The sequence below is a fragment of the Nocardioides houyundeii genome, assembly GCF_002865585.1.
In the GTDB taxonomy this organism is placed as follows: domain Bacteria; phylum Actinomycetota; class Actinomycetes; order Propionibacteriales; family Nocardioidaceae; genus Nocardioides; species Nocardioides houyundeii.
On record NZ_CP025581.1, the window covers coordinates 3,543,319 to 3,559,998 of the forward strand.

The 16,680-nt window shown below is 73.4% G+C and carries 13 protein-coding genes; 10 read left to right on the forward strand and 3 right to left on the reverse strand.

The window, feature by feature from the left end; genetic code table 11:
* Positions 1 to 58 precede the first annotated feature (58 nt).
* From C0R66_RS17015 to recD, 9 genes are all read left to right on the forward strand, one after another.
* Positions 59 to 1,294 (forward strand): hypothetical protein, encoded by a 1,236-nt coding sequence (locus tag C0R66_RS17015; protein WP_101525699.1) that lies wholly within the window; start codon positions 59 to 61, stop codon positions 1,292 to 1,294.
* 69 nt (positions 1,295 to 1,363) lie between these two features.
* Complete coding sequence (locus C0R66_RS19715; protein ID WP_241901497.1) at positions 1,364 to 1,951, forward strand: TIGR03557 family F420-dependent LLM class oxidoreductase; 588 nt, start codon at positions 1,364 to 1,366, stop codon at positions 1,949 to 1,951.
* Between the two features lie 38 nt (positions 1,952 to 1,989).
* Positions 1,990 to 2,328, forward strand: a complete 339-nt coding sequence (locus C0R66_RS19720; protein WP_241901498.1) for an LLM class oxidoreductase — start codon at positions 1,990 to 1,992, stop codon at positions 2,326 to 2,328.
* A 45-nt stretch (positions 2,329 to 2,373) separates the two neighbouring features.
* Complete coding sequence (locus tag C0R66_RS18780; RefSeq protein ID WP_158648095.1) at positions 2,374 to 2,511, forward strand: hypothetical protein; 138 nt, start codon at positions 2,374 to 2,376, stop codon at positions 2,509 to 2,511.
* Positions 2,512 to 2,571: 60 nt separating this feature from the next.
* Positions 2,572 to 2,856, forward strand: a complete 285-nt coding sequence (locus C0R66_RS17025; RefSeq protein ID WP_101525700.1) for a DUF7218 family protein — start codon at positions 2,572 to 2,574, stop codon at positions 2,854 to 2,856.
* Between the two features lie 50 nt (positions 2,857 to 2,906).
* On the forward strand, positions 2,907 to 3,050 hold the full coding sequence (locus tag C0R66_RS19125) for a GPGG-motif small membrane protein (RefSeq protein WP_199286729.1): 144 nt from the start codon (positions 2,907 to 2,909) through the stop codon (positions 3,048 to 3,050).
* Positions 3,051 to 3,120: 70 nt separating this feature from the next.
* Positions 3,121 to 6,486, forward strand: coding sequence for an exodeoxyribonuclease V subunit gamma (gene recC, locus C0R66_RS17030; protein ID WP_101526341.1), 3,366 nt, complete (start codon positions 3,121 to 3,123; stop codon positions 6,484 to 6,486).
* Complete coding sequence (locus C0R66_RS19130) at positions 6,486 to 9,818, forward strand: UvrD-helicase domain-containing protein (RefSeq protein ID WP_199286730.1); 3,333 nt, start codon at positions 6,486 to 6,488, stop codon at positions 9,816 to 9,818. The genes recC and C0R66_RS19130 overlap by 1 nt, the downstream gene beginning before the upstream one ends.
* The gene (gene recD, locus C0R66_RS19135; protein ID WP_241901499.1) at positions 9,815 to 12,457 is read left to right on the forward strand and encodes an exodeoxyribonuclease V subunit alpha; all 2,643 of its coding nucleotides are present in this window, start codon (positions 9,815 to 9,817) and stop codon (positions 12,455 to 12,457) included. Before C0R66_RS19130 ends, recD begins: the two co-directional genes overlap by 4 nt.
* A gap of 120 nt (positions 12,458 to 12,577) precedes the next feature.
* Here the strand turns inward: recD and C0R66_RS17045 are convergent, their stop codons facing one another.
* A complete protein-coding gene (locus C0R66_RS17045) occupies positions 12,578 to 13,030 on the reverse strand; it encodes a DoxX family protein (RefSeq protein WP_101525702.1) in 453 nt (150 codons plus the stop codon).
* An 82-nt stretch (positions 13,031 to 13,112) separates the two neighbouring features.
* On the opposite strand from C0R66_RS17045, the gene C0R66_RS17050 reads away from it, so the two are divergent.
* Positions 13,113 to 13,664, forward strand: coding sequence for a TetR/AcrR family transcriptional regulator (locus tag C0R66_RS17050; RefSeq protein WP_101525703.1), 552 nt, complete (start codon positions 13,113 to 13,115; stop codon positions 13,662 to 13,664).
* A gap of 42 nt (positions 13,665 to 13,706) precedes the next feature.
* Here the strand turns inward: C0R66_RS17050 and C0R66_RS17055 are convergent, their stop codons facing one another.
* Both C0R66_RS17055 and C0R66_RS17060 read right to left on the reverse strand, forming a co-directional pair.
* A complete protein-coding gene (locus C0R66_RS17055; protein WP_101525704.1) occupies positions 13,707 to 15,113 on the reverse strand; it encodes a wax ester/triacylglycerol synthase family O-acyltransferase in 1,407 nt (468 codons plus the stop codon).
* Positions 15,113 to 16,540, reverse strand: a complete 1,428-nt coding sequence (locus tag C0R66_RS17060; protein ID WP_101525705.1) for a wax ester/triacylglycerol synthase family O-acyltransferase — start codon at positions 16,538 to 16,540, stop codon at positions 15,113 to 15,115. Before C0R66_RS17060 ends, C0R66_RS17055 begins: the two co-directional genes overlap by 1 nt.
* Positions 16,541 to 16,680 lie beyond the last annotated feature (140 nt).

The window sequence follows — 16,680 nt, forward strand, 5'->3', positions numbered from 1 at the left end:
ACACCACAGATTTCGTGACGCAAGATCAGCACCTGTCACACGAACCCTGGGAGAACACATGAGGATCCACCCCCGCGTCAGCAGCGCGCTGGCCGTACTGCTGCTGGCACCGCTCGGCGCCGCCGCCGTCGCCCCGGCCCACTCGGCCGAGCCGACGCAGCGAGCCGCCAAGCCCGCCCAGCCCGCCAAGGCCAAGGGCGACAAGCCGGTCACGGTGATGACCCGCAACATCTACCTCGGGGGCGACATCTTCCGCCCGGTGCAGGCCGCCAACGAGGCGCTCGCCGCCGGCAAGGACCTCCCCGGGGTGCTCAACGCCGTCGCGGTCTCCGCGGACTCGACCTGGGCGACCGTGGAGGCGACGAACTTCCCGCTGCGCGCCAAGCTGCTGGCCAAGGAGATCAAGCGCGCCAAGCCCGACCTGGTCGGCCTCCAGGAGGTCGCCCTGTGGCGCACCGGCCCGGTGGAGACCGGCTTCGGCACCACGCTGGCGGTGCCCAACTCCACCACCGTCAGCTACGACTTCCTGGCCCTGCTCAAGGCCGAGCTCAAGGCCTCGGGCGCGAAGTACCGCGTCGCGGTGGTCGGGGAGCGCGCCGACGTGGAGGCACCCGCCTGGGACGCCGCGCAGCAGAACAAGCGCGACATCCGGCTGACCATGCGCGACGTGATCCTGCGCCGCGTGGGTTCGGGCAAGGTGCTCAAGTCCGACGACGGGATCTACACCTCCAACCTGGAGGTCAAGCTCGGTGGCGTGCTGCCGATGAACTTCGACCGCGGCTGGCAGTACGTCGACTTCAAGTCCGGCAAGCGCCAGTTCCGGTTCATCAACACCCACCTGGAGTCGGCCGGCTCGGACCTGGCCCTCGCCCAGGCGACCGAGCTCAACACCACGCTGGTGAAGCCGAAGAAGACCACCATCATGGTCTGCGACTGCAACTCCGACCCGCGCAACGACAAGGTCTCGACCGGTGACACCGTCGCGAACAGCGCGCCGTACGACTACCTCACCAAGGACGCCGGCCTGACCGACCAGTGGCTGGAGTGGGCACCGGCGCGCAAGGGCTGGACGTTCGGCCTCTCCGAGCTGGTCAACGACGCCACCGCGGCCGGCTTCGACCACCGCATCGACCTGGTGCTCTCCCGCACCCCCGACGGCAAGCCGCTGACGGTGAAGAAGGGCGACGTCACCGGCGACGAGCTCAAGGACCGGGACGCGGCCACCGGCCTGTGGCCCTCGGACCACGCCGGTGTGGTGCTCAAGCTGAAGGGGCTGCCGAAGAAGAAGGGCTGACCTTCCTCCCGCTGCTCCCTCGCGCCCCTCGTCAGGATTGCCCGACGGGGGCGCGGGTACGTCCCGTGCATGCGATTCGGATACTTCCTGTCCACCGAGGAGTTCACTCCCGCCGAGCTGGTCGAGCAGGCCAGGCTGGCCGAGGAGGCCGGCTTCGACGCCCTGTGGATCTCCGACCACTTCCACCCCTGGAACGACGAGCAGGGTGAGGCGCCGTTCGTCTGGTCGTTGATCGGCGCCATCTCGCAGGTGTGCTCGCTGCCGGTCACCACGGCCGTCACCTGTCCGACGTACCGGATCAGTCCGGTGGTGATGGCCCAGGCGGCGGCGACCAGCGCGGTGCTGCTCGAGGGCCGCTTCATCTTCGGCGTCGGCTCCGGGGAGGCGCTCAACGAGCACATCCACGGGGAGGCCTGGCCCAGCGCCGACGTGCGGCTGGAGCGGCTCGAGGAGGCCGTGGAGCTGATTCGCGAGCTGTGGAAGGGCGAGTTCACCAACCACCAGGGCAAGTACTACACGAGCGACACCGCCCGGATCTACACCCTTCCCGACTCCCCGCCGCCGATCTACGTCTCCGGGTTCGGCCCCAAGGCGGTCGACCTGGCAGCCCGCATCGGGGACGGCTACATCACCACCTCCCCGAGGCAGGGCCGCTGAAGGAGTTCAAGGAGAAGTCGGGCGGCAAGCCCGCGCAGGTGGGGGTGAAGGTGTGCTGGGCCGACTCGGAGGAGGAGGGCGTCGAGGAGGCGCACCGGCTGTGGGCCAACTCCGGGCTCCCGGGTGAGCTGGCGCAGGTGCTGCCCTCGCCGCGGCACTTCGAGCAGGCCTCCGAGCTGGTCACCAAGGAGTCCACCGCCGAGAGCCTGGCCTGCGGCCCCGACGTCGACGCCCACGTCGACTACCTGCGCCCGGCCGTGGAGGCCGGCTTCGACGAGCTGTACGTCGGCAACATCGGACGGCACTACCGGGACATGCTCGCCGCGTACGGCGCCGAGGTGCTGCCCCGGCTGCGCGAGCTCGCCGCACAGCGCTGAGCCGCCGATGGTTAGCAACGTCGTACTGCTGGGTACCGGGCCCGCATGAGCTCGCCACTGGAGGATCCCGACCGGGTCGACCCGACGAAGTCTTCGGGTCGCCCCTTGATCATCACCGCGATGCTCGGCGTCGGGGTGCTGGTGCTGCTGGTGATGCTGGCGATCGGCATCTTCGTGCTCTAGTCCGCCCCACGACCACCGCCCACCCCCGTCGATCCCAGCCGCGTCCAGGAAGGAGTCCCCATGCCCAGCGCCAAGAAGTCCGCCTCCGGACCCGGTCCCAGCGTCAAGGACCCCGACCTGTACGAGGAGCTCCGCGATGACGGGGCCAGCAAGGAGAAAGCGGCCAGGATCGCCAACGCGGCGGCCAACAGCTCCCGCTCGGCGGTGGGCCGCAAGGGTGGCGAGGCAGGCGACTACGAGGACTGGACCGTGGCCGACCTGCGTCGTCGGGCGGCCGAGGTCGGCATCGAGGGCCGGTCCTCGATGAGGAAGTCCGAGCTCATCAAGGCGTTGCGCAACCACTGAGGTTGCGCACGAGGCCGTCGAACGGCGGCCTCAATGAAGAAGGAGTGCTGATGGAATTTCTACTGTGGATTATCGCTGTCATCCTGGTGATCAGCGGGATCGTCACCCTGATCCGTGGGTCCGTGATGTACGGGATCCTGCTGATCGTCGCGGGTCTGCTCGTCGGCCCCGGTGGCGTCAGCCTCTTCACGTAAGACCCGCAACATCCCTTGCTCGCCACGGCTCGCCGACCCTTTGTCGGCGGGCCGTGGCATGCTCGGCGCCGTGCCGCTCCACGTCCACCGCGCCACGCGCACCGATCTGCTCGCCGACGACCTGGCGAGCATGCTGGCCACCCCGCTGCCGGACCCGTTCCTGCAGGAGGTCGTGGTGGTGCCGGCCCGAGGCGTGGAGCGGTGGCTGACCCAGCGACTCTCCCACCGCCTGGGCACCGGGGGCCGCGGCGGCGACGGCGTGTGCGCCGGAGTGCGGTTCCTTGCTCCGAGCTCCCTGGCCTCGATGCTGCTGGGCCGGGAGCAGGACGACCCGTGGTCCCCCGACCAGCTGGCCTGGCCACTGCTCGAGGTCATCGATGCCTCGCTCGGCGACCCGGGCTTCGAGGCCCTCTCGGCCCACCTCGGCCACGGTGACACCGACGACCAGCGCCGGGCCCGCCGGTTCTCGGTGGCGCGCCGGCTCGCCGGCCTCTTCGCCTCGTACGCCGTGCAGCGGCCTGCGCTGATCACCGACTGGCGCGCCGGGCACGACACCGACGGCAGCGGAGACCCGCTGGACCGCGACCTGCTCTGGCAGGCCGAGCTGTGGCGACGACTGCTGGCCCGGGTGGACGCGCCGCCGCCGGACGTGCGGCACGCCACCACGCTCGAGCGGCTGCGGGCCGGGGGGACGGACCTGGACCTCCCGCCCCGGCTCTCGCTGTTCGGACACACCCGGCTCCCCGCCACCGAGGTGGAGCTGCTCGCCGCCCTGAGCGAGGTGCGCGAGGTGCACCTGTGGCTGCCCCAGGTCTCCCCCGCACTGTGGGAGGCACTCGCCCCCAGCGCCGCCGAAGGACCGGTCCCGCGGGCCCTCGACACCAGCGTCACCCTGGTCGGGCACCCGCTGCTCGCGTCCCTGGGGCGGGACTCCCGGGAGCTGCGGCGGACCCTGGGGCAGGTCCCGACGGAGGGCGGCCCCACCACGCCACACGCGGGTCCACCTGCCTCCGGGCAGCCGGCGGCGCCCACCAGCCTGCTGGGCTGGCTGCAGCACGACCTCGGCGCCAACGGGGCCCCCGACCCCGCCGAGCGACAGGCCCGGGTGCTGGCCCCGGGCGACCACTCGGTCCAGGTGCACGCCTGTCACGGCTCGGCGCGGCAGGTCGACGTGCTCCGCGAGGTGCTGGTCGGGTTGCTGGAGGACGACCCCTCCCTCGAGCCCCGGGACATCCTGGTGATGTGCCCGGACATCGAGAGCTATGCCCCGCTGGTCTCGGCCGGGTTCGGGCTCGCCGACGTCACCGTGCCCGGCGCCGGCCACCCGGCCCACCAGCTGCGGGTGCGGCTGGCCGACCGCTCGCTGGGGGCCACGAACCCGCTGCTCGCCGTGGCCGCCTCGATCGTGGAGCTCTCCGCGGGACGGCTCAGCGCCACCCAGGTGCTCGACCTGGCCGCCTCGGAGCCCGTCCGGGCCCGCTTCGGCTTCGGCGACGACCAGCTCGAGCGCATCTCCACCTGGGTCCGCGACGCCGGGATCCGGTGGGGCTTCGACCGTGGCCACCGCGAGGAGTTCGGGCTGGCGCTGGAGGCCAACACCTGGGTCGCCGGTCTGCGCCGGGTCCTGCTGGGCGCCGCGATGTCGGGGCAGGGGCACCGCGCCGTGGTCGGCACCCTCCCGCTCGACGACGTGGGGGACAGCGACCTGGAGCTGGCCGGCAGGCTCGCCGAGTTCCTCGACCGGCTGCACTCCTTCACCGTGCGCGCCCACGCCGCCACCACCGTGGCGCAGTGGATGTCGGCGCTGAGCCGGGGGGTGCACGAGCTGACCACCACCGACCTCGAGGACGCCTGGCAGGTCGCCCAGTTCGACCGCGAGCTGGCCCGCATCGCCGCCGGCGTCGGCGACGGCGAGACCCGGCTGCGGCACGCCGACGTGCGGGCCCTGCTGGCGCAGCGGCTGCGCGGGCGGCCCACCCGGTCCAACTTCCGCACCGGCACCCTCACGGTGTGCACGATGGTGCCGATGCGGTCGGTGCCGCACCGGGTGGTGTGCCTGGTCGGCCTGGACGACGGGGTCTTCCCGCGCATCGCAGGAGTCGACGGCGACGACGTGCTGGCCCGGCGACCGCGCACCGGCGAGCGGGACATCCGCTCCGAGGACCGACAGCTGCTGCTCGACGCGATCGGTGCCGCCACCGAGACCCTGGTCATCACCTACACCGGCCGTGGCGAGCACACCGGCGCGGAGCGGCCTCCCGCGGTCCCGCTCGGCGAGCTGATCGACGCCCTGGACCGCACCGCCACCGCCACCGCCCCGGGCCGGGTGCGGGACCGGGTGCTGGTCCAGCACCCCCTCCAGCCCTTCGACGAGGCCAACCTGGTGCCGGGTCGGCTGAGCGTCGAGCCGCGCCCGTTCACCTTCGACCGGGCCGCGCTGGCCGGTGCCGTCGCGGCACGGGGCGAGCGGAGCACCGAGCGAGCGCTGGTGCCCGAGCCCTTGCCGGCGGACCGCGACCCCGCCACCGAGGTCTCGCTGGCCGACCTGCACGACTTCTTCCGCCACCCGGTCAAGGCGTTCTTCCGCAGCAGGCTGCACGTCTCCACGCCGTACGACGCCGACGACCCCAAGGACTCGATCCCGATCACCCTGGACGCTCTGGAGCAGTGGGACGTCGGCGACCGCCTGGTCCGCGACGTGCTGGCCGGGGCCGATGCGCACGCCGCCGAGGAGGCCGAGCGGCTGCGCGGGCTGCTGCCTCCCGACGAGCTCGGCGCGGGCGTGCTGGCGGGCGTGGTCGAGCGGGTCAAGCCCCTGGTCCGGCACGCCCTGTCGCTGCGCACCGGCACGCCCCGCACCCTGGACGTCGACGTCGACCTGGGCGGCCGTCGCCTCTCGGGCACCGTGGGCGACGTGTTCGGCAACAACCTGGTCCGGGTGAGCTACTCCAGCCTGGGCGCCAAGCACCGGCTCGCCGCCTGGCTCGACGCGCTGGCACTCGCGGCCAGCCGGCCGGACGAGAACTGGACCGCCCACACCATCGGCAAGTTCCGCAACGGCGGCAAGGTCTCGATCATCGCTCCCCTGCCCCAGTACGAGGCCATCGCCTGGCTCCGCGAGCTGGTCGCGGTCTACGACCGCGGGATGCGCGAGCCGCTGCCGCTGCCGATCAAGACCTCGCTGGCCTACGCCGAGGAGGAGCTGCACCGGCGGCGGGGCCGCGACGCCGACCCGGACGCCAAGGCCCGGCGCGAGTGGGAGACGCCGTTGTTCAACGACTCCGGCTTCCCCCGGGAGGACGCCGACCCGTGGCACGTCCGCGCGTTCGGCGAGCACGCGCCGTACGCCGACCTCGCGGCGCCGCTGGGGCGCTATGCCTGGCAGGTGTGGGGCCCGCTGCTCTCTGACGACCGCGAACAGGTGCGGGGGATCTGATGGCCGCCCTGGAACGCTTCGACATCGCCGGCGACCTGCCGGTCGGCACCACGCTGCTGGAGGCGAGCGCCGGCACCGGCAAGACCTGGACCATCGCGGCCCTGGTCACCCGGTACGTCGCCGAGGGGGTCGCCACCCTCGACGAGCTGCTGGTGGTCACCTTCACCCGGGCTGCCAGCCAGGAGCTGCGGGAGCGGGTGCGGGCCCAGCTCGACGAGGCCGCCCGGGTGCTCGCGGACCCGGCGACCGCCGACCCCGACAACGCCCTGCACCGCCGGCTCTGCGACGCCGACCCGACCGAGCTGACCCGCCGCCACGGCCGGTTGACGGCAGCGCTGACCTCCTTCGACGCCGCCACCATCGCCACCATCCACCAGTTCTGCCAGCTGGTGCTGCGCAGCCTGGGCGTGGCCGGCGACACCGATCCCGGCGCCACCCTGGTCGAGGACCTCGAGCAGCTCACCGACGAGGTCGTCGACGACCTCTACCTCGCCCGGTTCGCCGGGGTGCAGCACCCGCCGTGGAGCCGGGACGTGGCGCGCTCCCTGGCCCGGGAGGCGGTCGGGGACCCGCGAGCCCAGGTGGAGCCCGTCGCCGCCCTGGACGAGGCGCCGGACTCCGAGGCCGCCGCCCGGGTGCGCTTCGCCCTCGACGCCCTCGCCGAGATCGAGCGCCGCAAGCGGATGCTGGGCATCCTCAGCTACGACGACCTGCTGGGACAGCTCGCCGACGCCCTGGCCGATCCCGCCGCCCCGGCCCGGTCCCGGATGCGCCACCGCTGGAAGATCGCCCTGATCGACGAGTTCCAGGACACCGACCCGGTGCAGTGGCAGGTCTTCGAGCGGGCCTTCGACCAGGTCGCCACCCTGGTGCTGGTCGGCGACCCCAAGCAGGCGATCTACGCCTTCCGCGGCGGGGACATCGTCACCTACCTGAACGCCGCGGAGCGCGCCACCACCCGTCAGACCCTGGGGGTCAACTGGCGGGCCGACAAGCCCCTGCTGGACTCGCTGCACGCGGTGCTGGAGGGAGCCGAGCTGGGCGACCCCGAGATCGTGGTGCACCCGGTCGAGGCGCACCACCAGACCTCACGGCTGCAGGGTGCGGGCCCGGCGTTCCGGATGCGCCTGGTTCGCCGCACCGAGCTCGGGGCCGGTCCGCGGGCCAAGCCCGGCGTGGACGCCTGGCGCAGCCACGTCATCACCGACATGGCGCGCGACATCAAGCTGCTGCTCACCGGAGACGCGACCTTCGAGGGCCGGCCGGTGCGCCCCGGCGACGTGGCCGTGCTCGCGGCCCGGCGCGCCGACCTGCAGGCCGCCCAGCTCGCCCTCGCCGAGGTCGGGGTGCCGGCGGTGATCAACGCCGGCGGCTCGGTCTTCCACACCCCCGCGGCCACCGAGTGGCTGACCTTCCTGGAGGCCCTCGAGCAGCCGCACCGCACCGACCGGGTGCGCGCCGCCGCCCTGACCTGCTTCCTCGGGGTCTCCGCGACCCAGCTGGACGCCGACGGCGACGCCGGCACCGACCGGCTCAGCGACCAGGTGCGCACGCTGGCCGACCTGCTCAACACCCGCGGCGTGGCCGCCGTGCTGGAGTACGCCGTGGTCGGCGGGCTCACCGCGCGGGTGCTCGGCACCCTGGGCGGCGAGCGCACCCTGACCGACATCCGTCACATCGGCGAGGCGCTGCACAAGATCTCGGTGGAGCAGCGCCTGGGCGCGGTCGGGCTGCTGGGCTGGCTGCGCAGCCAGGTGGCCGACGACAAGATCGAGGTCGCCTCCGAGCGGACCCGGCGCCTGGACTCCGACGCGGCCGCGGTGCAGCTGGTCACCATCCACGGCAGCAAGGGGCTGGAGTACCCGATCGTCTACGCCCCCACCTTGTGGAACCGCTACACCGGCCGGGACCCCGAGGTGCCCCTGTTCCACGACGAGCAGGGCGCCCGGTGCCGCGACGTGGGCGGCCCCAGTCCCTACCGCGCCGAGCACGTGAGCCGGCACTGGAGCGAGGACGCCGGGGAGTCGCTGCGGCTGCTCTACGTCACGCTGACCCGCGCCCGGTCCCAGGTGGTGGCCTGGTACGCCCCCACCGGCAAGAACACTACCGGCTCGCCGCTGCACCGGATGCTGTTCGGCCGCCGACCCGGCATGGCCGCGGTGCCGGCGGAGCAGGCGCTCGTGGAGGACGACCGGGCGATGGAGATCTTCGGGCACTGGCGCGACGCGGGCGGCTTCTGGCCCGAGCTGGCCGCGCACGCCGCGCCCGACCCGACGCCGCTGCAGCCCTCGCGCGACCCGCTCTCGGTGCGTCGCTTCACCCGGGAGGTCGACACCAGCTGGCGGCGTACGTCGTACTCCGCCCTGTCGGCGGCGGCGCTCCAGCACGCCGGCGCCGAGCGCAGCCTCTCCGAGCCCGAGGACGTGCCGGAGACCGGGGACGAGGCGGTGCCGGTGCTGAGCACCGAGCCCGACCACCTGGAGCTGACCGCCGTGGCCTCCCCGATGGCCGGCCTGCCGGTGGGCGCCACCTTCGGCTCCCTGGTGCACGCGGTCCTCGAGCACGCCGACCCTGCCGCGCCCGACTTCCGCGCCGAGCTCCTGGGACACATCGAGGAGCAGCAGGTGTGGTGGCCGGTCGAGGTGGACTCCGAGGCCCTGGCCGACGCCCTGGTGACCGTGTGCGCCAGCCCCCTGGGCCCCCTGGCCGGCGAGGCGACGCTGATGGACGTGGCGGTCGCGGACCGCCTCACCGAGCTCGACTTCGAGCTGCCGCTGGCCGGTGGCGACGACGCCTCCTACGACGCCGGCGCGGTGCGGCTCGGCGACCTGGCGCCGTTGCTGCGCCGGCACCTGGGCGCGGGCGACCCGCTGCGGGGCTACGCCGAGACCCTGGACTCCGACCCCGAGCTCGCGCGCCAGCTGCTGCGCGGCTACCTCGCGGGGTCCATCGACGTGGTGGTGCGGGTCCCGGTCGAGGGCCGTCAGCGCTTCCTCACCATCGACTACAAGACCAACTGGCTCGGCGAGATGGGCGGGCCGCTGACCGCGCACGACTACCGTCCGGCCATGCTCGACCAGGCGATGGGCCACTCCGACTATCCGCTCCAGGCGCTGCTCTACACCGTGGTGCTGCACCGCTACCTGCGGTGGCGGATGCCCGGCTACGACCCGCACCAGCACCTCGGCGGGGTCCTCTACCTCTACCTCCGCGGCATGTGCGGACCCCAGACGCCCCGGGTCGACGGCCTCCCCTGCGGGATCTTCTCCTGGGCACCCCCGGTCGCGCTGGTCGAGGAGCTCTCGGCCCTGCTGGACGGAGAGAAGGCATGAGCGACCTCTTCGAGACCGGCGACCCCCGCGACGCCCACCTGGCGCTGCGCGCCACCGGCCTGCTGGCGACCTTCAACCAGGCCGGCGTCATCACCTCCGGCGACGTCCACGTGGCCCGCACCCTGGGCGAGCTGGGCCAGGAGTCGGACGAGTCGGTGCTGCTGGCCATCGCCCTGACCTGCCGCGCGGTGCGCGCCGGGTCGGTCTGCCTCGAGCTCGACCGGGTGCGCGACACCCCCGTGGAGGTGGACCTGCCCTGGCCCGACCCCACCGCCTGGGACGAGGCGCTGACCGCCAGCCCGCTGCTGCGCCTCGGGGTGCTGCACTGGGTCGACGGCCTGCTCTACCTGGACCGCTACCACGAGCAGGAGAGCCAGGTCCTGGCCGACCTGGGCCACCGGGCCACGAGCACCCCGCCGCACGATCGGGCCCTGATGGCCGCCTCGCTGGACCGGGTCTTCGCCGCCGCCGGCTACGACGAGCAGCGCGAGGCCTGCCTGCGGGCGGCCGGGCAGTGGACCACCGTCATCACCGGCGGTCCGGGCACCGGCAAGACCACCGCGGTGGCCGGGCTCCTGGTGGGTCTCCACGAGCAGTTCGCGGCCCGCGGGGAGACGGTCCGGATCGCGCTGGCCGCGCCCACCGGCAAGGCCGCGGCCCGGCTGCAGCAGTCGGTGCACCGGGAGGCGGGCACGTTCTCGGCCCACGACCGGGACCGGCTGGCCGGGCTGCAGGCCTCCACCCTGCACCGGCTGCTGCGCCCGCACCCGGGCAACCGCACCCGGTTCCGCCACGACCGCGGCAACCGGCTGCCGCACGACGTGGTCGTGGTCGACGAGACCTCGATGGTGTCGCTGACCATGATGGCCAGGCTGCTCGAGGCGGTGCGCCCCGACGCCCGGCTGATCCTGGTGGGCGACCCCTTCCAGCTCTCCTCCATCGAGGCGGGCGCGGTGCTGAGCGACCTGGTGCGCGGCTACGCCGGGCGCAGCGACTCCCCGGTGGTCGCCCTGAGCACCACCCACCGGTTCGGCCAGGAGATCGCCGAGCTCGCCGAGGCGCTGCGCACCGGCGACGCGGACGCAGCGGTCGCCGTGCTGTCCGCCGGGCACGACGAGGTCGAGTGGGTGCGCGAGGAGGACCCGTCCGCCCGGATCCGGGACACCGCGCTGCCCGCGGCGCTCGCGGTGCGCGACGCCGCGGCCGCCAACCGGCCCGACGCGGCGCTCGCGGCGCTCGAGCAGCACCGGCTGCTCTGCGCGCACCGCGAGGGGCCGTACGGCGTACGGCACTGGAACCGCCGGGTGGAGGCGTGGATCACCGCCGAGACGGGCGACCCGCTGTACGAGTCGGCGTACGTCGGGCGGCCGCTGCTGGTGACCGCCAACGACTACGCCCTGGGCGTCTACAACGGTGACACCGCGGTGGTGGTCGACACCGGCCAGGCCCGCCGGGTCGTGGTGGACGCGAGCACCGGTCCGCTCGACCTCGCCCCCTCCCGCCTGGGGGACGTGGAGACGATGCACGCGATGACGATCCACAAGAGCCAGGGCAGCCAGGCCGACGTGGTCACGGTGCTGCTGCCCCCGAGGACTCCCGGCTGCTCTCGCGCGAGCTCTTCTACACCGCGGTCACCCGGGCCCGGTCCCGGGTGCGGGTGGTGGGCTCGGAGGCGGAGGTACGGGCCGCGATCACCCGACGCGCCCAGCGCGCCACCGGGCTCGCCGTCCGCCTCGCCGGCTCCTGAGGCCGCTGTGGCCGTTCACCGGGGGCGCCCCCGGAGCCGGCCCGACCCGCCCGGGACGGGAGTCGGGGAAACGCAGCCGTCACAACTTTTCGTTACTGTCATGGGTCAGAACGCCTACAGGCTCGCGCACGAGGCGAGCCGGACATCTGGAGTTTGCCGAATGCCCTTCCTGCTGCGTGTGGAGCTGCCCGACGTGCCCGGATCACTGGGTCGCGTCGCCAGCACGATCGGTGAGGCCGGTGGCGACATCGAGGCGATCGAGATCGTGGAGAAGACCGGCCACGGCACCGCGGTCGACGACGTGCTCCTCGAGCTCGCCCCTGGGATGATGCCCGACTCCATCGTCTCGGCGTGCAGCTCGCTGCCCGGGGTGCACGTGCTGTGGGTCAGCCGGTACGCCGGCGGCGGCAACCTCTTCCTCGACCTCGAGGCCGTCGAGGACCTCACCGAGCACCCGGGCGAGGCGCACCAGCGGCTGCTCGCCCTGATGCCGTTGACCTTCCGGCTCGACTGGGCGGTGCGCGCCACGCAGGACGGGCTGGGCGCCCGGATCCTGGAGCGCACCGAAGCCGCACCGGAGAGCGTGGAGTGGGCAGACATCGGCACCCCCAGCAGGCTGGTCAGCACCGACGACAACCTGGTGCTGTGCGGGGTGCCGGTCGGCAACGACGTCTATCTCCTGGCACGCCGCGGCGGACCGGAGTTCCTGGACTCCGAGCTGGCACGGATGGGTCACCTGGTGGGGCTGGCCACCAGCATCGCCCAGGCGCAGGCCCTGACCCAGGCGCAGGCCGGGGTGCTCGGAGAGGCGGCCCTGCCCCAGTCGCCCGACCTGCCGCCCAGCGCCTCGCTCGACCCGCTCCCTCACCCGCCTGCGGGCTCCGCGGAGTGACCCTGTCCCAGTGGCGGTGCACTGGCGCAGCCACTCGACCGATCGCCTGTGGAGCAATGTCGGTCGTCAAGCCGCTTCACCGGCACATGAGCAGCCGAGCCGGGCTGGGTGACGGCCTCGTCACGACAGGGCGACCAGCAGTGCCGCGGCGATGAAGAGGCACTGCAGGATCGTGCGGGGCAGCAGCGCGGTGGTGGGTGCCGTGGCGGACCGCCTGGCACCCGCGGCGTACACGTTCGCTGGGAACATGGCCACCAGCAGAGCCGTCACCCCCCATGCCGCGACGGCTCGGTAGGGGCCGTGCGGATACGGGACGAGCAAGGCCGCTGCGCCGACCAGCTCGAGTAGTCCGGTCAGGGTCACCAGGACGGCAGGACGAGGTAGAACCGGGGGCACGATCGCTATCAGCCCGTTCCGGCGCCCCGGGACGAAGTGGCTGATGCCGGTGAGGACGAACATGGCTGCCAGGCCGAGGGCCGTCGCGTCGGGCCACGAGTCCAGGTAGGCGATGCCGAGCCACCCGATGCCGCGGGCGGTGAGCGTCACTGCGCTCAGGACGATGAGCGGCGCCACGGCGCCTCCTTATCTAGTCAATGTCAAGATCACCCTAGCGACTGAATCTAGTCATTGGCTAGATGGCTCTTAGGATGAGGCCATGAGCGACGGATATCACCACGGCGACCTACGACGGGCGCTGCTCGACGAGGCCGCGAGCCTGATCACCGATGAGGGCCCGCAAGCAGCGTCGCTGCGCGAGCTCGCGCGACGGGTCGGGGTGTCGCACGCCGCACCCACGCATCACTTCGGGGACCGGCGCGGTCTGCTGACGGCTCTGGCCGCCGAGGGTCTGGGCCTCCTGACCGAGGCACTGCGCAGTGCCACCCCCGAAGGGTTCGACCAAGCGGCTGTCGCGTACGTCCAGTTCGCGCGATCACACCCTGGGCACTACACCGTGATGCACCGGCCGGAGCTCCTGGACAGTAGCGACCCGGCATTGCACGCAGCCCGCGCGACAGCAGCACAGGCCTTGGCTGGCGGAGTCGCCACGATCCCGCAGAACAAGCGCGCTCACCTCAGCCTCGACCAGGGCGCCCAGACGGCCTGGGCCCTCGTGCACGGACTGGCGTCGCTCACCGCGGAAGGAGCGATCCCGCCTGACACCATCGACACCCTGACGCGGCAAGCCGCTCACCAACTCTTCGGCTGAGTCCGATCGCCGGCGGTCAGCACACCCAGGCGGCCGTCACACCTAGGCGGTGGTCGCCAGCGCGGCGTGCTCGTCGGCCAGAGCCACCAGCTCGGCGTAGCTCTCTCCGATCGCCGTGCACAGCCCCGAGGGGTCAGTGAGCGCGTCGGCGAAGGCCAGGATGCCCAGCAGCATCCGGTCTCCGTAGCTCCAGAGCATCACGTTGCAGCCCACCCCGTTGCTCGGCGGACCGTCGACGTAGAGGTCCTCCACGGTGCGGCCCAGCAGGCGCAGCGGGCGCGCCGGTCCGCGGACGTTGGAGATCAGGATGTTGGCATCCACGTCCGTGGTCGCCTCGCGCAGCCGCTCGGGGAGCTTGCGCGCCCCCGGCTCGGCGAGCAGCGGCGGCACCACGTCCAGCCAGGACGGCATCAGGTCCACGCCGAACAGGTCGAGCTGCCGCTTGCCCTCCCCGGCGTACGCACTGATCCGGGCCAGGCGCTCCCACGGGTCGGCGACGTCGGTGGCCAGCGACGTGGTGAAGCTCCAGAACCGGTTGTGCGCCTGGCGCACCGGGGCGTCGGGAGGCTCGGAGGAGACCGGCACCGTGGTCAGCAGGGGGCGCTCCGGGACCTCGGAGACCCGGGCCAGGTAGCGCACCAGCGCCCCGGCCATCACGCCGAGCACCACGTCGTTGACGGTGACCCCGGCGACCTCCTTGATCCGCTTGATCCCGGCCAGTGGCAGCGCGGCCCGGGCGTAGGTGCGGGCCGGGGTGAAGGCGTCGTTCAGCACCGTCCGCGGGGCCGCCCCGCTGAACGCGGGCAGCTGCACCGGCGACACCCGGCGTCGGGCCCGCACCCGGGCGGCGCCGCGCACGGTGCCCAGCACCAGCCCGACGACGGTGACCAGGGCGCGCAGGTGGGCCAGCAGCGCCGCCCCCACCAGGCGCGACTTCCCGGGGATCCGCTCGGCCACGTTGGGCTCGGCGTCAGGCAGCGGCTCGAACTCCTCGTCGCTGTAGATGCGCGCGAACGTGGTCAGTCCGGCGACGCCGTCGGCCAGGGCGTGGTGGTACTTGGTGATCAGCGCCTGACGCCCGTCGTCGAGGCCGTCGACCAGGGTCACCTGCCACAGCGGACGGTCCGGGTCGAGGTGCTCCTCGGCCAGGGACGCGAACGCCGCGTCCAGGCCGGCGTCCCCCTCGATGGTGATCGCCTGCAGGTGCTGGTCCAGGTCGAAGTGGGGATCGCGGACCGCGACCGGGTGGTGCAGGCCCAGTGGCACCCGGACGATGCGCCAGCGCCACGACGGCAGCTGGTCCAGTCGCGCCTCGACGTGCCGGCGTACGTCGGCCAGGGACAGCGGGGGCCCGTCGCCGCCCAGCACCCCCAGCGCCATCGAGCACATCGCCTGCTGGGGCAGGTCCATGTAGAGGAACCCGGCGTCCTCGCCGTTGAGCCGGCGCATCAGGCCACCACGTCCGGTCGCGCCGCCGCTGGGTCCGTGTACGCCGCCAGCAGCTCGCCGAGGGAGGCGCGCAGGCGGTCGGCCAGCTCCTCGGGGGCGTCGATCGCGCTGGGGTTCGCCACGATGGCCAGCCCGAGCCGGTCGGCGTACCCGGTGAGGGTGATGTTGAGCCCGGCGCCGTCTGCGGCCGGGCCCGACATCACGACCGTCTCCACCGTGCGGCCCGCCATCGTCCAGGGGCTGCCGGGCAGCCGCATGTTGGAGACCAGCACGTTGAAGTCGGGCTCGGCCTCGCCGCTGCGCTGCTTGGCCGCCATCCGGGCCGCGGCCGGCCGGGCCAGGGCCGGCGGGATCCGGTCCAGCCAGGCGGTCAGGGTGTCCCGGCCCAGCACGTCGAGCTGGGTGCGGGCGGCGGCGTTGGCGGCGGCCACCGCGGCCAGCCGGCGCCGGGGGTCGGGCTCGTCGGTGGCCAGGTGCGCCAGGTAGTTGGCGAAGACGTTGCCGGTGGTGCGCGAGACCTCACCGGGGGCGTCGTTGCCGATCGGCACGTTGACCACCAGCGGGGTGTCCGGCAGCGCGTCGCGCTGGGCGAGGTAGCCCCGCAGGGCGCCGGCGACGACCGCCAGCACCACCTCGCTCAGCGTGGTGCCCGCGGCGGCGCGCACCCGTCGTACGTCGGCCAGGGGGAGGTCGGTGCGGGCGTAGACGCGCCGGGCGTCGGCGGACCGGTTGAGCAGGGTGCGGGGAGCGCCGCCCATGGCCGGGGGCGGGGCGATCTCCTGGCTCGCACGGTGCCGGTCGACGGCACGGAACCGGCGCAACGTCCGGACCACGAGCAGCGGGAAGGCACACCAGGCGAGCAGCTGGCGGCCGAGGGTGCCGGCGAACAGCGCGGCGCGGCGCGGCGCGGGGGCCGGGGCAGCCCGGGGCGCGGGGTGCTCGGCGTGCATCCGGTCGTCGATGAGCTGGGCGAGGGTGTTGGCCAGTCCGGCACCGTCGGCCAGGGCGTGGTGGAAGGCGAAGACCAGCGCCTGCCGGTCCCCGGCCAGTCCGTCGACCAGCACCACCCGCCACAGCGGGCGGCCCTGGTCCAGCCGCGTCGGCAGCACGTCGGCGACCGCGGCGTTCAGCTGCTCGTCCCCGCCGGGAGCCGGGAGCCGGACCTGGCTCAGGTGGGCGTCGAGGTCGAATTCCGGGTCGTCGACCAGGAGCGGGTGACCGATGCCCAGCGGCACCTGCGCCAGGCGTCGGCGCAGCGCGGGCGTGCGGGAGAGCCGGGCGCTCAGGTGACGCCGCAGGTCCGCCAGCGACCAGGGCGCGCGTCCCTGCGGTGGGGGACCCAGCACCACCAGGTCGACGCAGGTCGAGGTCTGGGTCTCGCTCTCGATGAACAGGAACCCGGCGTCGCTGCCGACGAGTCGATGCATGGGTGCGCCCCCTCCAGGCGTTGCGCCGGATCGCCGGCGGCGGGTGACAGACCGGCGCTCCCCACGCCGGACTGGCGGCGAGCATGTCACGGCCCCCGAGGTCGAGTCACCGGATTCGTCCCGTCAATCGGACACTCCGG

Excerpts from the sequence above, each read along its gene's own strand:
- C0R66_RS17015 (WP_101525699.1), top strand. The coding sequence starts at position 59 with ATGAGGATCCACCCCCGCGTCAGCAGCGCGCTGGCCGTACTGCTGCTG.
- C0R66_RS19715 (WP_241901497.1), top strand. The coding sequence starts at position 1,364 with ATGCGATTCGGATACTTCCTGTCCACCGAGGAGTTCACTCCCGCCGAG.
- C0R66_RS18780 (WP_158648095.1), top strand. The coding sequence starts at position 2,374 with ATGAGCTCGCCACTGGAGGATCCCGACCGGGTCGACCCGACGAAGTCT.
- C0R66_RS17025 (WP_101525700.1), top strand. The coding sequence starts at position 2,572 with ATGCCCAGCGCCAAGAAGTCCGCCTCCGGACCCGGTCCCAGCGTCAAG.
- C0R66_RS19125 (WP_199286729.1), top strand. The coding sequence starts at position 2,907 with ATGGAATTTCTACTGTGGATTATCGCTGTCATCCTGGTGATCAGCGGG.
- C0R66_RS19130 (WP_199286730.1), top strand. The coding sequence starts at position 6,486 with ATGGCCGCCCTGGAACGCTTCGACATCGCCGGCGACCTGCCGGTCGGC.
- recD (WP_241901499.1), top strand. The coding sequence starts at position 9,815 with ATGAGCGACCTCTTCGAGACCGGCGACCCCCGCGACGCCCACCTGGCG.
- C0R66_RS17050 (WP_101525703.1), top strand. The coding sequence starts at position 13,113 with ATGAGCGACGGATATCACCACGGCGACCTACGACGGGCGCTGCTCGAC.
- C0R66_RS17055 (WP_101525704.1), bottom strand. The coding sequence starts at position 15,113 with ATGCGCCGGCTCAACGGCGAGGACGCCGGGTTCCTCTACATGGACCTG.
- C0R66_RS17060 (WP_101525705.1), bottom strand. The coding sequence starts at position 16,540 with ATGCATCGACTCGTCGGCAGCGACGCCGGGTTCCTGTTCATCGAGAGC.